Source organism: Mesorhizobium hawassense (genome assembly GCF_003289945.1).
Lineage (GTDB): Bacteria > Pseudomonadota > Alphaproteobacteria > Rhizobiales > Rhizobiaceae > Mesorhizobium > Mesorhizobium hawassense.
In genome coordinates this window covers 1-13,091 of the sequence record NZ_QMBP01000010.1, presented here as the reverse complement: position 1 = coordinate 13,091, position 13,091 = coordinate 1, and the positions used below count along the sequence as shown (strand labels likewise).

Sequence of the window (13,091 nt, the reverse complement as noted above, 5' to 3'; positions counted from 1 at the left end):
TTTGACTTCGAACCCGGATATGTGTTGTTCCCGATGTCGGTACCGAAGCGCCTTAGGGTCGTAGCCGGCGGCGTAGTGATCGCGGATACCGTTCGGGGGATTATCTTAAATGAATCGGACCACATACCTGTGTATTACTTCCCAATCGAAGACATACGGTCGGATATGATGCGTGTAAGCGGCCGTACAACTACTGACATGTTCAAAGGCACTGCAACCTATTACTCTATGCTTGATCACGATGGGAAAACTATTGAGGATTTGATGTGGCGCTACGACGGCCAAATCAACGGTTGCCCTTCATTGCTGAGCTACGCGAGTTTTGATTGGAAAAAAGCAGACCGTTGGTATGAGGAGGACGAGGAAATATTCGTTCATCCTCGTGATCCATTTCGTCGCGTAGATGTCCTTCCGTCAAGTAGGCATGTTCAGGTATTTCTCGGCGGAAAGCTGGTTGCCGACTCACGGCGAGCCAATATGCTTTTCGAAACGGGACTACCGACACGCTATTACTTTACCATTACAGATTTGATTCCAGGAATAATTGCTCCTAGCGAAACAGTCACCAGATGTCCTTACAAGGGAATTGCGCGTTACTATAATGTTACAATAGATAACAAATATTACCCCGACATGGTATGGTATTATCCGGACCCGGTCCATGAAAGTTCCCGAATTAAGGGCATGGTTTCCTTCGCCAATGAGTTCGTGGACAGAATACTGGTTGACGGCAGAGAGCAAATGCGGCCAGTCACATCATTCTCTCTTGGCTCTGATCGGGGGGATCCCCATCCATTGTCGGCAACTGTCACAGTATAGCGTCGGTGTGTTATGTTATTGGCAAATGGAAGCGATGACGCCGACTGCCCCATCCCTGTCCTGTTTGTCGGCCGTATGCACCGTAAGCCCGACCATGTGCCCCTAAGTGTCGCTGAAGATATAGTGCTTTGCGGCCTTTGATCTGTAGCGTCGAGGAAGACCGCGACCGCGTTGAGGCGATTTCGTCGATCGGGACATTGCGCAACCACTCCTTAGCGGGCACCGCTGAGGAGTGGCAGAATATCAAATATCACATCTTGTCGATTTTATCGGGGTTTAACAGGATTAACGGTTTAGGGCGGGGGCCCGAGTCACGCTCGGCCACGCAGCCAGCAATTCACACGTGTAGGCTTCCCGAGGCGACTTGAACAGCGAACCGACCTCGCCTCCTTCGACGACTTTGCCAGATCGCATGACGACAGCGTTTTCGGCGATCAGGCGCACGATCGCCAGATTGTGGCTGATGATAACCAGCGTGATGTTGTCGGACTGCCTGATGTCCTGCAACAGGTTGAGCAGATCGCCCTGCACGGAAACGTCGAGACCAGCGGTGGGTTCGTCGGCAATCAGGATCGACGGCTTCATCAGCAGCGCCCGGGCGATGGCCACGCGGCGGGCCTGTCCGCCGCTGATCTCGTGCGGGTATTTTTCTATGACGCTCTGTGGCAGGCCAAGTCGGTTCAGGATGACACCAAGCCGCTCAAACAGTGCGGCATGCGGCTCCCTCAGCACCGTGCCGACCTCGTTCATCATCGTGCTGATGCGGCTGCGCGGCGACAGCGAGGCGGCCGGATCCTGGAAGATTGGCTGGATGAAGCTGGCGCGCTGCTTCAGCGCCGCGCGGCCTGGCACCAGCGGATTGCCGAGGACGCAGATCTCGCCCTGGTCGAGTTTTTGCAGGCCGAGCACGGCGCGCATCAGCGTCGTCTTGCCGGAGCCGGATTCGCCGACAATGCCGAAGCATGTACCTTGCGGAATGGTGAGCGACACGCCGTCGAGTGCCGCGGTCTCGCCGAAGCGCAGCTCAGCATTGCTGATCGAGATCGCGTCGGTCATGGCGTCGCCAACCGCAGGCAACGGGCGCTGTGCGAGTCGTCATTGCGAACGGGATAATCGCCCGGACTGACGACAGCGCAATCCTCGAACGAGACATCACAGCGTGCGTTGAAGATACAGCCGGGCGGCCGCCGGCGGGGGTCGGGCAGATCGCCTGCAATCACCGTGAAGCGGTTTTGCGAGGCATCGGCATGGCGCTCGCGGTCGATCGGCACCTCGCAGTCGAACAGCATGCGCGTATAGGGATGGCCCGGCTGGCGCTGCACTTGCCTCACCGTGCCGCTTTCCAGTTTCTCGCCGGCATAGAGCACGGAGATTGCGTCGCAATATTCGGTAACCAGGCCGAGGCTGTGGGTGATCAACAGCACCGCGCAGCCGATGCGGTCGCGCAAACCGATGATCTCGCGCATGATCTGCGCCTCGACGGTGACATCGAGCGCTGTGGTCGGCTCATCGGCGATCAGCAACGCCGGTTCAGACAAGAGCGCCATGGCGATCACCACGCGCTGGCGCATACCCCCTGAGAGTTCATGCGGATACTGGTTCATGCGCCGCCCGGGGTTGCTGAGCCGGACCTTGGCCAACGCATCTTCGGCCATCGCACCCTGCGTCTTGCGGTCGCTGCCGGGCGTGCGCCGGCGCAGCACTTCGCAAAGCTGCGTGCCGATGGTGAACACTGGATTGAGCGACAGCATCGGATCCTGAAAGATCATCGCCATGCCGCGGCCGCGTAGGTCAGCCGTCGCGTTGCGCTTGGTCAGGTCGAAACTTTTCCCCTCGATTGTCGCCGTGCCCGACGTGACGTTGGCGTTGTTGGCGAGCAGGCCCATCAAGGCGAACGCGACGGTGGATTTGCCGCTGCCGGATTCGCCCACCAGCCCGTGCATCTGACCCTTCTCAATGTCCAGTGACACGCCACGCAGCGCATGCGCGGTGCCCTGCTGCAGGCTGTAGTTTACTGAGAGATTGCGCAGCGAAATCGCCATCAGCGTGCCCTTGTCGACTTGGGATCGATGACCCGCCGCAGCGCTTCGCCGAGCAAGGTCGCGCCGAGCGTGGCGATGGCCAGCACCAGGGCTGCGGCGACCGTCGGCCACCAGGACTGGTTGATCGAGATGAAGCCGTCCTTGATCAGCGTGCCCAATGAGGATTTCGGCGGCTGCACGCCAAAGCCGAGGAAGGACAGCGAGGCCTCGAAGGCGATCACAACGGGCAGGTTCATACTGGCCAGCACGATGATCGGCCCGGCGACATTGGGCAGATAGTGCCTGACCACAATGGTGATGGGATGGACGGCGAGCATCCGCTCGGCCTCGATGAAAGAGAGATTGCGCAGCGTCTTCGCGCGGGCCCGCGCCATGCGGCCGAACTGCGGAATGAACACGACGGTGACCAGCAGTACGAAGGTAGCCGAGCCGTTGCCGTAAAGCGCTATCAACGCGAAGGCGAGGATCAGCGGCGGGAAGGCGTTGACGATATCGAACACCGCCGCCACCGCCCGGTCGATCCAACTGCCGACGATGCCGGCGATGATGCCGATCAGTGAACCAATGATCGAGGAGATGACGACGATAATCACCGCAAGCGTCAGCGCATAGCGTGTGCCGACCGAGGTGCGCGCCAACAGATCGCGACCGAGATTGTCTGTACCCAACAGATGCGCCAGCCCCGGTGCCGCGAAACGGGCCTTGATGTCGATGGCGTTAGGATCAGGGCTGACCAGCGGCCCGACAAGCGCGAACATCAGGATGAGACAGGTGAAGGCCAGGCCGAGCCGGCCGTCGCGCTCCGAGCAGATGCGTTTGAGTGTCGCGAAAATACCGCTCATCCCCGCCCCGCCGCGATTCGAGGATCGAGCCCCGCGTTGATCATGTCGACCACGAGATTGGCGACGATGTAGAAGGCGACGATGAACACGATGCAGGCCTGCACGACGGGGTAGTTGCGTTGCGCAATCGAGTTGAAGATTAGGCTGCCGATGCCCGGTCGGGCGAAGATGATCTCGACGACGACCGAACTGCCGATCAGATCGCCGAGCCCGATGCCGAGGATCGACACCACAGGCACCAGCGCGAGTTTCAGTGCGTACAGCCCGACGATGCGGTATTCCGACACGCCATAGGCGCGCAGCGTGCGCACATGCAGTTCGGCCAGTGTGTCGAGCAGTGCGGCGCGCACTAACCGCGAGATGTAGCCAACCCAGCCTAGCGCAAGCGCCACCGAGGGCAGGACCAGATGTTGCAGCCTGTCTGCGATGTCGCCGGGGTTGCCGGCTCCGGCCACCGGCAGCCAGTGCAGGCCGATGGCGAAGATCAGGAACAGGATGACCGAGACCACCAGCGTTGGCGTGGTGATGAAGGAGATCGATAGCAGCGCCAGGCCGCTGTCGAGCCAAGAGCCTGGTTTCAGCGCCGCGATTACGCCGATCGGAATGCCGACTACCATCGCCAGCGCCAGCGCGCTGAAGGCCAGCGCCAGCGTGTTGGGAACGACATCGAGCACGATGTCGAGGATCGGCCGGTGCGAGACGACATCCTCGCCGAAATTGCCAGTCGCGGCGCGGCTGGCGAACAGCCAGAGCTGCTCGACCATGCTGCGGTCGAGGCCCATGTCATGGGTTATCTGGGCACGCAGCACCGGCGTCGCTCTCGGGCCGAGCATCACCGAGGTGAAGTCGCCCGGCACCAGCCGCACCATCAGGAACAGAAGCAGCGTGGCCCCGGCGATGGTCAGCATCACCGACGCCAGACGGCTCGCGATGAAGGCGGCGGTCCGTTGCGATCTGGTCATGAACGCTCCGGATCTAGTCCGCCACATCTGGTCAACCACCCCTCCCAGGTCACGGCTCTGACCTTACGCCTTGTCGAAGAATTCGAATTGCCAGTCCTTGCCGTTGGGCAGGAACATCGGCTTCAGCCAGGCCGCGTCGACGAAGAAGTTGCGGCCGTGCGTGATCCAGATGCAGGAAGCCGATTCATCGAGCAGCTTCTGCATGTTGATATAGATCTCCTCGCGCTTGGCCGTGTCCAGCGTCTCCAGCCCCTCCTGGTGCAGCTTGTCGAACTCGGGACTGTTCCAGCGCTGCCAGTTCCACAGGCCGATCTGGCTGGCGAGGAACCACTGCGTCTGGAAGCTCGGGTCGAACTTGGACGTGTAAGGAATGAGCGTCAGTTCGAGATCCTTACTGGCGTCGTCGGCGCCGAGCGCCCAGTAGGCGCCTGAATCCATCGCGTTGATGGTGAGCGTGATGCCGATCTCGGCGAGGTTGGCCTGGGCGATCTGGGCAACCGCCAGCGACGTCGCGTCGTTGAGGCAGGTGAAGGTGAAGGTTAGTCCGGTCTTGCCGGTCTCGGCGACCAGCGCCTGTGCCTTGGCGACATCTCTGGTGTAAAGGGGCGCATCGGCCCAGTTGCCGAGCAGCCCGGGCGCCAGCAGCGTCTTGGCGCGCGAGGTGGCGCCGGAATAGGCGCCCTGAATGATCGCATCGACATCGATCGCCCAGCGGATCGCCTGGCGCACCTTAAGGTCGGCGAGATCGCCCTTCTCAACATTGATGCCAATCCAAGTGTAGTCGATGCCGGGAATGTCGATCACCTTGGTGTCCGGTAGGCGCTTGGCGGTGTTGAGCTGGTCGGCGTCGAAAGCGGTGAAGTCGAGTTCCTTGGCCTGATAGGACAGAAAAGCGGTCTTGTGCTCGGGGATGATCTTGCCGGTGAGCTCCTCGAAATGCGGCTTGTAGGGACCCTTGTAATCCGGGTTGGCGGCAAGCACGAACTGCTCCTTCGGGCGCCATTCCTTGAGCGTCATCGGGCCGGAGCCGATCAGCGTCGTGGCGATCTTGTCGCCAAGCTGTTCGACGGCCTTCTTCGACAGGATCGCGCCCGAAGCGTCGCAGAGGCCGATAAGCCAAAGGGCAGCCGAAGGGTGTTTCAGGATCAGCTTGCCGGTGTATTTGCCGGTCACCTCGACCGCCTTTAGCGCTTCCATGTCGTCGGCGTAGGTGAGCTTCTTGCCGTTCTTGTCGCCGTCGATGAAACGGTCGAACGAGTATTTGACGTCATCCGCCGTCATCTCGCCGAAGCCGCCGGTGAACATCTGGCCGCGGTTGAGCTCGAAGTCGAATTCGGTGTCGGAGATCTGCTTGATCTCCTTTGCCGCGTCATTGGTCCAACTGGTCTTGCCCGGCTCGAAGCGCACCAGCGTCTGGCATACCGACCGGATGATGTTGCTCTCGGTAGTGCCGACGCGATTGCCCGGGTCGAGATTGCCGATGTCGGTATCGAGCGCGATGATCGGGTTAGTTCTGTCAGCCGCCCGGGCAAAGCTGACATAGGGCAGGATCGCCAATGCCGACGAGCCGGCCAGGAATGTTCTGCGGTCGAGTTTCATGCGCATTTTCTGTTTCCCCTTCTTGTCGGCTACATGCAGTCGCGTGGAATGACCTCGTCGTAGGTCCGTTCAGCGAAGATCGTTCCCCGTTCGGAAGCCCTGACCCAGCCGCGGGCATAGAAATTCTCGCGGTCGCAGCTGAAGGTGATCTGACAATCGAGCCGCGCGTTCCAATCCGGACGCGTCAATTCCTCGTGGCAGGTCACTTGCGTCACACAGCTCGCCGGGTCGTTGGCGGTGATCCCATAGATTTTGCGGCGCCACGAGGTGATCTCGGTGCCGATGTCCTCGAAGACAAAACGACCGTCCTCGGACAGTGCCGTCAGTTCGGTGCGCTCGGTCGGCAGGTCGGTCGTCAGCGAGCGCAGCTGGCGCGCCGGCTCATTGACCGTAAATGGGCGGGGCTTAGCCCACAGCGCATCCTCGAAGGCGACGGGTGTCAGGCCTTCCTCGCTGGCCAGGACTGCGAGATCGAGTCGGCAGCCCTTCGGATCGAAGGTCAGCATGGTGCGCTCCGGCGACGGCCAGGCCATTGGCCAGTAGGACGAAGAAATCGCCACCCGCAGCCTGTGTCCGGCCGGGATGATCTGCGCCACCGGCTTGAAGTCGAGCTCGACATCCTCGAACTGACCCGGCGTCAACGGCGTCGGAAACTCATGGCTCTGGCGGTGCGCGAGATTGAGTAGCGCAAACGTGATGAAGGCCGAGGTGCCATCCGGCGCCAGGTCGTTCAGCCTGACGCAGAGTTGCGCCTGCGGTTTGTCGGCGGCGACGCGCAGCCTGATTTTCGATATACCGGCAAGCGGCAGGTCGGCAGCCATTACCGCGCTGTCGAAGCACAGCGAGCCGCCATCGTCGGCACGCTGGTCGCGCGCGCCCTCAGCCGAGATGCGGCCCTGGCCATAGGGGCACCATTCCTGCCCCTGCACGCCGGTGGTGAGCGGCGATGAGATGGTCAGCGCTGCCCCGCCGGCTCCTTGCGTCTCGCCGAGCTTGCCGTCGCCGTTCAGCCAATAGGCCTTGCCGCCGATCTGCTTCGCCGGCCATTGCGGAAAGCCCAGCCAGCGGCCCGGTCTGAAGTCAATATGCGAGTGCGGCGTGGCATAGTCCATCAAATAGAAGCGCATGTCCGGATCGCGGTCGGCGCCATTGTCGATGCCCTTCAGCCAATGATCGTACCAGCGGATGCATTCCTGCAGGTAACCGACGGCAGGGCCGGGGACGCCATAGTTCGGTTCCTTGTGGCCCCAGGGCCCGCAAAGGCCCTTGGCCGGCGACGTGAGATTCTCGACCAGGCTGAAGATCGTCTGCGTATAGCCGTCGAGATAGCCGCCGACCGCCAGCACCGCGCATTCGATCGCGGAAAAATCCTCGCAGACTGAACCCTGCTTCCAGAACGCGTCGCGGCGCTGGTGCTTCAACCATTCGGCGGCATGGTTCTTGTGGTCGTCGAGCCGATTCTTCCACATCTCGCGCCAGCGGTCCTCGCCAACGACGGCGGGATCCGGCGGCAGCGCCGAATAGCCGAAAAGCGCCCCGCCCCAGCCGAAATTGTCGTTGATCACCAATCCGCCATTGTAATGCGCATCGCAGGCATAGCGGTCGTCGGTCGAGCAGGAGGTGACAATCGCCTTCAACTGCGGCGGGCGGCGGGCCGCGACCTGCAGGCCGCTGAAGCCACCCCAGCTGTTGCCGATCATGCCGGCCACGCCGGTACACCATGGTTGCGAACAAAGATGGTCGAGGATCTCGAGCGCATCGTCTTGCTCACGCTTGACGTATTCGTCGTCGAGCAGGCCGTCTGAATCGCCGGTGCCGGAAATGTCGACGCGGGCACAGGCATAGCCATGGCCGGCAAAGAAAAGATGCATCTCTTCATCGCCGGTGCGCGTGCCGTCACGGCGCCGATACGGGATGTATTCGAAGATTAACGGGACGGGATTTTTCTCGGCGTCCTCCGGGAGGAACAGACGGGCGGCCAGCTTGCGGCCGTCGGCAAGCGGAATCCAGTGTGTTTCGACGGTTCTGACCCCGGAAATAGCGACGCTGGGCATTTGAACTCCGGCTTGGATTGAATGGTGATACGGTATATTGAATGGCTAATTAACATACGAACGAGAAGGCATTGCAATGGTGAAACGGTCAATCAAGGCGATGCGCCGCGACGAGCTTATAGACGCCGCGATTGCCGTCGTTGGCGAGGAAGGCATGTCCGGCGCCACGATGGCGGTCATCGCCCGGCGCGCCGGCATGTCGGCCGGTCTGGTCAACCATTATTTCGACAGCAAGGAAGAGCTGATGGCGTTGGCCATGCGCAACCTGTCGAACCTGTTTCGCCAGAACATCATGAGGTTGGCGCCGACCAATCCGACGCCGGGGCAACGGCTGAAGGCGATCGTCGATGGCTCGTTCGCGCAGCAGCACCTCGGCATGCCCAACCGCGCCGTGACCTGGGCGCAGTTCATGATTGCCGCGCAGACGGAGCCACGCATCAAACACCTCTACCACCTGACCGGCGCGCGCTTCGTCTCCAACATCCGCTACGCCGTCAAGCAATTGGTTCCGACTGATCAGGTCGACGACACCGTCGACGGCATCGCCGCGCTGATCGACGGCTTCTTTTGGCAGAGCGTGGGCGAGTATGAGGACGAGGATTTGGAGCGGGCACACCGGATCTGCTGGCGCTACATCTGCCTGCTGATCCCCGGCATCGACGCATAGTACGCGCCTAGACGGAGCGCGGCACCAGGCGCCCCCCTTATCGAGCCGACGGCCGTCATGGGGGAATGTTCTTTGGATCCAAGTCAAGACGATGCTCCTAGGTCTCGCGCGCAGAGCAGGTTCGCCCCGGCTATCTCGACTAATCTACTAGTGCAGTCGTCGCTGCGTGCTCCTGCCGTCACCATGCGGCAAGCCTCTGATCGACCGCCTCCGCCGCCTCCGCGAGCACGCGGTAGGAGGCCACATCCGGGTTGTCGAACCGTTCAATCGCGAGCGGACGTAACGCAGCACGTCCGTCTTCGCTTTCATGAGCCCGCAACAGCGCCTGCCGCAGAGTTGACACCATATCGGCGGGCGCAGTTCTGGACGAAACGAGCGTCGGACACGGCAGTGACCTGGTCGTCGCCACGATGCGCAATCCCACCACCGCATCCGGTTCGTGCATTGACAGCAACGTATAGGCATAGGCGTCCATAGCCCCGACTTCAATGCGCCCCTCGCGAAGCGCCGCAACGACGCCTGATGGATTAAGGAGAGGCCCAACGGTGCGCAGTGCAGGTGCTCTTTCGGGCAAAAAACCAGAAAGGAAGTCGCGCGGCGCATTATAGCCAGATTGGGAGTCTCGGACTGTCCAACCCCAAATCGCCGTCGGTAGGTCCGCAGCCGTCCGCACTGGCCCGTCCTTGGACACGACGATATGGCTTGCATAGCAGGGCCGGCCTCCGGCCCATGAAGCATGGGCTACGGGCGCGGCCAGCACGGTCGGACGCTCATTCTCCGCCAGGAGGGAAAGGGGATAGCCGCACATGAAGACGGCTCCCATGTCTGGCCTTGCCCATAGTTCGGACAAGGGCGCAGGCGCGGGATGGGATATGATCTTGAGCTCCACGCCCGCCTGTCCGCTTAGCCAGAAGAACAGATCGTCCCAGCACGCGCGAGCGGCCGGTGTGACATTGTACATTCGCGAACAGGCGATGAGGTTAGCTACGCTCATGACAGCTCAGGCAAAACGGAGTTTCTGGCCGATGTTCATGCGGTTTGCCTTTTCGACCATGGCGGCGCCGAGGGCGACGTCTGTGCTGCTAAGCCCGCGATGCCAGAAGAGAATCGTTTCATCGTCACTTTCGCGACCGGACTTGGCGCCACAGACAATCTGGCCCATTTCGGCGTGCAATGTCTCCAAGGTGACCTTGCCCTCGTCGACATGGCGGCGGAGTGCCCCAAAGGGGCGTCCCGGCTGGCACTGGCCCCAGTCGTCAACAACCACCTTGTCCATGATATCGGTGATGTCGAATTCCAGCGCACTCATCGTCCCGTATGGAACCACAAAAACCCCTGTCTTCACCCAGTTGGTTTTGAACAGTGGCGTGGGCTCCGGCAAACGGCTGGCCTCAACCATGATGTCAGCGCCCTTCAGGCAGTCCTCCCAATTGTCTGTGACGACGATCTTCTTGCCAAGGTCTCGCGTCAGCCGGGCCGCAAAGCCCTCGCGGCTTTCAGGCCGACGGGAGTGGACGCGAATTTCGTCGAAATCGAAGAGATGATCGAGCAGGCGGACATTCCAATAGGAAGTTCCGCGCGCACCGACGTGGCCGAGTACCTTGCTGTCCTTACGTGCGAGATGTTTTGCGCCGATCGCGGTTACCGCGCCAGTCCGCATGTCGGTGATTGCCGTCGCATCTATGACGGCTCTGGGCACGCCAGTGCGCGGATCGAACAAGTTTAGGACGGCCAGCTCGGAAGGAAGACCGACCTTATAGTTGTCGACGAAATCGCCAACCACCTTCACACCAGCAACGTCGAGCGGTTTTACGTAGCCACGCAACACATTGAAATGGCCCTTGTCAGAACTTTCCGGGACAAGATGGACACGAGGCTCGATAACGGTCTCGCCGCGACCCTGGGCATCCAGGGCCTTTGAAACCGCATCAAGAATCTCCTCGTTCGTCAGGCTCAGCGCCTTTACGTCAAGCGCGTTCAGATAGTCGATCCAGATTTCCGGCATTCCTGTTCCTCCAATTTTTCAACTCGATTGGATCTATCCGGGCTTCCCCGGGATGAGACCAGGAAGCCGGTTCAAAGAGGTTTGTCGCGCGGTTTGACCGATACCGGTGAGGCTGAATTCTCGATCACTTTCGCAAGGCGCATAAAGTCTGGTCCTTGCGCACGATCCTCGCCGACTGGCTCGACAAGGCTTCGAACGATGCGATAGGCGTCGCCAGTTCCTGTGCCGAGTTGGTCCGCCACGCCTCTGAGGTCTGTTGCCTGTGCCGAGGTCACGAGCTCGATAGCTACGAGATATCGCAGCCGTTCGACGATTGCCCCGGTCTTAGCAAGAACACGCGGGGCCATCGAAGCCTGATCCTCGAGGCCGTCGGCCACCGGAATAGGCGTAAACGAGACAGGCAGGGCGAGATGGCGGATTTCCGCTTCCAAGGCGGAAACCGTTTTTTGCACGGTTGCAAACCCAGCGCGATTCTGACCCGTCGTGGTCAGGAAACGAGGGAGATCTGAGATACCTGGCGACATGATCTTCATCGTCCGATAGGCCGTCGCGGCGGCGCAATGCGCCAGCGCCTGCCCTAGCCTCTCCCAAGACAGGACGAAGGCCGTCAGGTCAAAGTTAGCATGCGACAGGATCAGGCCTTCCGTCGCCAGCACCACGGGGTTGTCACCCGAACTGGTAAGCTCGATTAGGGTAGCCTGCCGGGCTTCCGCGATGGCATGCGACAGCGCGCCCCACACTTGCGGTACGCAGCGATAGCTCAACGGATCCTGCAATCGGCGCGCAGCCCCTTCTGCAAAAAGCAAGCTGCCTGAAAGGATGTCGCGCAACCGCGCCGCCACCGCACGCTGGCCAAAAGCGGGGCGTGCGGCGAGCGCCCGATCATCAAACGCAGTAATATTGACGCGAAAGGCCTCGAAGTTCAGTGCAACAGCCAAAAGCGACCATTCGAACAGTCGTTCGATGTCATGGACCAGGAGGCAGGCTTGCGATACCGATAAGCTGTTGGCGCCGACGAGCGCGTGACCATCTTTCGGTCCCAGATCCAGCGGCGTGAGTCCCGCCCTTTCCAGTGCAGCTTGTGCCGGCATTACCTCGCCGTCGAGTTCTGCCTCGCCGTGACCAAGGAGGGCACACCCCATATGTGCCAATGGCGCCAGGTCGGCGGCACCGATTGAGCCAAGCGACGGCACGACGGGATGAAATCCGGCATTCAACGCTGCAACCAATGCTTTAAAGATGCGCAGCGAAACCCCAGCTCCGCCTGCGGCCATGCCGGCAACCCTGACCGCGATCATGGCTCTGACCGCTTCGCGAGAGAGAGCACACCCTACGCCCACCGCGCGTGCCTGCGGAACCCGGATCTGGAAGGCGACGAGATCATCGGCCTTTAGGCGCGTTTCCACGCCGGCACCGAGGCCGGTTGTCAGGCCATAGGCAGGCAAGTTGAGCTCCGCATACCGATCGACAACTGCGCGTGCAGCAACAATGCGTTGTTCAACCGCGGGAGAAATCTCGATGCGTGCGCCCTCGCGAGCTATGGCGACGATATCCTCGATCGATGCGGCGGGCATCTTCAACGCGATGGTTGCGAGATGGTTGCTCATGCTCTTTTTCTCAGTAGGTCACATTTCGCAGTAGGCCACAGGCATTGCCCGTTTTTCAGAGGAGCGGACTTCCGTCCCGGATAAGACAGCGGGTCACCATGGTCTTGGATGACCACGTGCGGCCGGAAGACGCCCACACAGGATTGGTCAGCCCTGACGTCCAAAAGCTTGCGCTCGGTCGCATCCCGTCTGACCGCTTCAACAAGGTGTTCGAACGCCTTGATGTGCGCCATCGCTTGCAAGTCGTTGGCGAGATAGTTCGGTGCGATGATAGGTTGACGTATCGTTCTTCAACCTGCCCGCCACCCGTCGGCTCGATGCTGCGGAAGCGAATGGCAACATGGCAGCATCTTCAAAACAGGACGCGGCAACGGCCATCCGATCCCGCAGCCGGTCTGCTGCTTCGCGGGCGGTTCTGATACACATGAGTTCCTCTGGGGTCTTTGTATTTGTATAGACAAACACAGGTTCCAGCCTTTGAAAAGGCCCTATGA

12 protein-coding genes are annotated in these 13,091 nt (G+C 60.9%); 2 read left to right on the top strand and 10 right to left on the bottom strand.

Translation table 11 applies throughout. The features are described 5' to 3' along the window. Positions 1–33: 33 nt before the first annotated feature. A complete protein-coding gene (locus DPM33_RS20440) occupies positions 34–819 on the top strand; it encodes a DUF427 domain-containing protein (RefSeq protein ID WP_245442281.1) in 786 nt (261 codons plus the stop codon). A gap of 285 nt (positions 820–1,104) precedes the next feature. On the opposite strand, the gene DPM33_RS20435 is transcribed toward DPM33_RS20440, so the two are convergent. From DPM33_RS20435 to DPM33_RS20410, 6 genes are all read right to left on the bottom strand, one after another. Next, positions 1,105–1,875: an ABC transporter ATP-binding protein gene (locus DPM33_RS20435; protein ID WP_112099254.1), complete on the bottom strand. Its 771-nt coding sequence runs from the start codon at positions 1,873–1,875 to the stop codon at positions 1,105–1,107. Continuing rightward, positions 1,872–2,861 (bottom strand): ABC transporter ATP-binding protein, encoded by a 990-nt coding sequence (locus DPM33_RS20430; protein ID WP_112099253.1) that lies wholly within the window; start codon positions 2,859–2,861, stop codon positions 1,872–1,874. Before DPM33_RS20430 ends, DPM33_RS20435 begins: the two co-directional genes overlap by 4 nt. Next, positions 2,861–3,703 (bottom strand): ABC transporter permease, encoded by an 843-nt coding sequence (locus DPM33_RS20425; RefSeq protein WP_112099252.1) that lies wholly within the window; start codon positions 3,701–3,703, stop codon positions 2,861–2,863. Before DPM33_RS20425 ends, DPM33_RS20430 begins: the two co-directional genes overlap by 1 nt. Beyond that, positions 3,700–4,665: an ABC transporter permease gene (locus DPM33_RS20420; RefSeq protein ID WP_167449155.1), complete on the bottom strand. Its 966-nt coding sequence runs from the start codon at positions 4,663–4,665 to the stop codon at positions 3,700–3,702. Before DPM33_RS20420 ends, DPM33_RS20425 begins: the two co-directional genes overlap by 4 nt. A gap of 63 nt (positions 4,666–4,728) precedes the next feature. Further along, positions 4,729–6,270, bottom strand: coding sequence for an ABC transporter substrate-binding protein (locus tag DPM33_RS20415; RefSeq protein ID WP_112099250.1), 1,542 nt, complete (start codon positions 6,268–6,270; stop codon positions 4,729–4,731). 23 nt (positions 6,271–6,293) lie between these two features. Continuing rightward, positions 6,294–8,318 carry a CocE/NonD family hydrolase gene (locus DPM33_RS20410; RefSeq protein WP_112099249.1) on the bottom strand — a complete coding sequence of 675 codons (2,025 nt, stop codon included), beginning with the start codon at positions 8,316–8,318 and terminating at the stop codon, positions 6,294–6,296. 76 nt (positions 8,319–8,394) lie between these two features. Between DPM33_RS20410 and betI the strand changes: the two genes are divergently transcribed. Beyond that, complete coding sequence (betI, locus tag DPM33_RS20405) at positions 8,395–8,985, top strand: transcriptional regulator BetI (protein WP_112099248.1); 591 nt, start codon at positions 8,395–8,397, stop codon at positions 8,983–8,985. A 178-nt stretch (positions 8,986–9,163) separates the two neighbouring features. On the opposite strand, the gene DPM33_RS20400 is transcribed toward betI, so the two are convergent. The 4 genes from DPM33_RS20400 to DPM33_RS36670 all read right to left on the bottom strand — a co-directional run. Continuing rightward, a complete protein-coding gene (locus DPM33_RS20400; protein WP_112099247.1) occupies positions 9,164–9,979 on the bottom strand; it encodes a phosphate/phosphite/phosphonate ABC transporter substrate-binding protein in 816 nt (271 codons plus the stop codon). A 6-nt stretch (positions 9,980–9,985) separates the two neighbouring features. Continuing rightward, a complete protein-coding gene (locus DPM33_RS20395; RefSeq protein ID WP_112099246.1) occupies positions 9,986–10,990 on the bottom strand; it encodes an ornithine cyclodeaminase family protein in 1,005 nt (334 codons plus the stop codon). A 71-nt stretch (positions 10,991–11,061) separates the two neighbouring features. Further along, a complete protein-coding gene (locus tag DPM33_RS20390) occupies positions 11,062–12,597 on the bottom strand; it encodes an HAL/PAL/TAL family ammonia-lyase (RefSeq protein ID WP_112099245.1) in 1,536 nt (511 codons plus the stop codon). 198 nt (positions 12,598–12,795) lie between these two features. Continuing rightward, positions 12,796–13,091: hypothetical protein (locus DPM33_RS36670; RefSeq protein ID WP_208648361.1), on the bottom strand; the 296-nt coding region annotated here is incomplete at its 5' end.

Coding starts and splice junctions, on each gene's coding strand:
- DPM33_RS20410 (WP_112099249.1), bottom strand. CDS start 8,318: ATGCCCAGCGTCGCTATTTCCGGGGTCAGAACCGTCGAAACACACTGG.
- DPM33_RS20400 (WP_112099247.1), bottom strand. CDS start 9,979: ATGAGCGTAGCTAACCTCATCGCCTGTTCGCGAATGTACAATGTCACA.
- DPM33_RS20425 (WP_112099252.1), bottom strand. CDS start 3,703: ATGAGCGGTATTTTCGCGACACTCAAACGCATCTGCTCGGAGCGCGAC.
- DPM33_RS20420 (WP_167449155.1), bottom strand. CDS start 4,665: ATGACCAGATCGCAACGGACCGCCGCCTTCATCGCGAGCCGTCTGGCG.
- DPM33_RS20440 (WP_245442281.1), top strand. CDS start 34: ATGTCGGTACCGAAGCGCCTTAGGGTCGTAGCCGGCGGCGTAGTGATC.
- DPM33_RS20430 (WP_112099253.1), bottom strand. CDS start 2,861: ATGGCGATTTCGCTGCGCAATCTCTCAGTAAACTACAGCCTGCAGCAG.
- DPM33_RS20435 (WP_112099254.1), bottom strand. CDS start 1,875: ATGACCGACGCGATCTCGATCAGCAATGCTGAGCTGCGCTTCGGCGAG.
- DPM33_RS20390 (WP_112099245.1), bottom strand. CDS start 12,597: ATGAGCAACCATCTCGCAACCATCGCGTTGAAGATGCCCGCCGCATCG.
- DPM33_RS20395 (WP_112099246.1), bottom strand. CDS start 10,990: ATGCCGGAAATCTGGATCGACTATCTGAACGCGCTTGACGTAAAGGCG.
- DPM33_RS20415 (WP_112099250.1), bottom strand. CDS start 6,270: ATGCGCATGAAACTCGACCGCAGAACATTCCTGGCCGGCTCGTCGGCA.
- betI (WP_112099248.1), top strand. CDS start 8,395: ATGGTGAAACGGTCAATCAAGGCGATGCGCCGCGACGAGCTTATAGAC.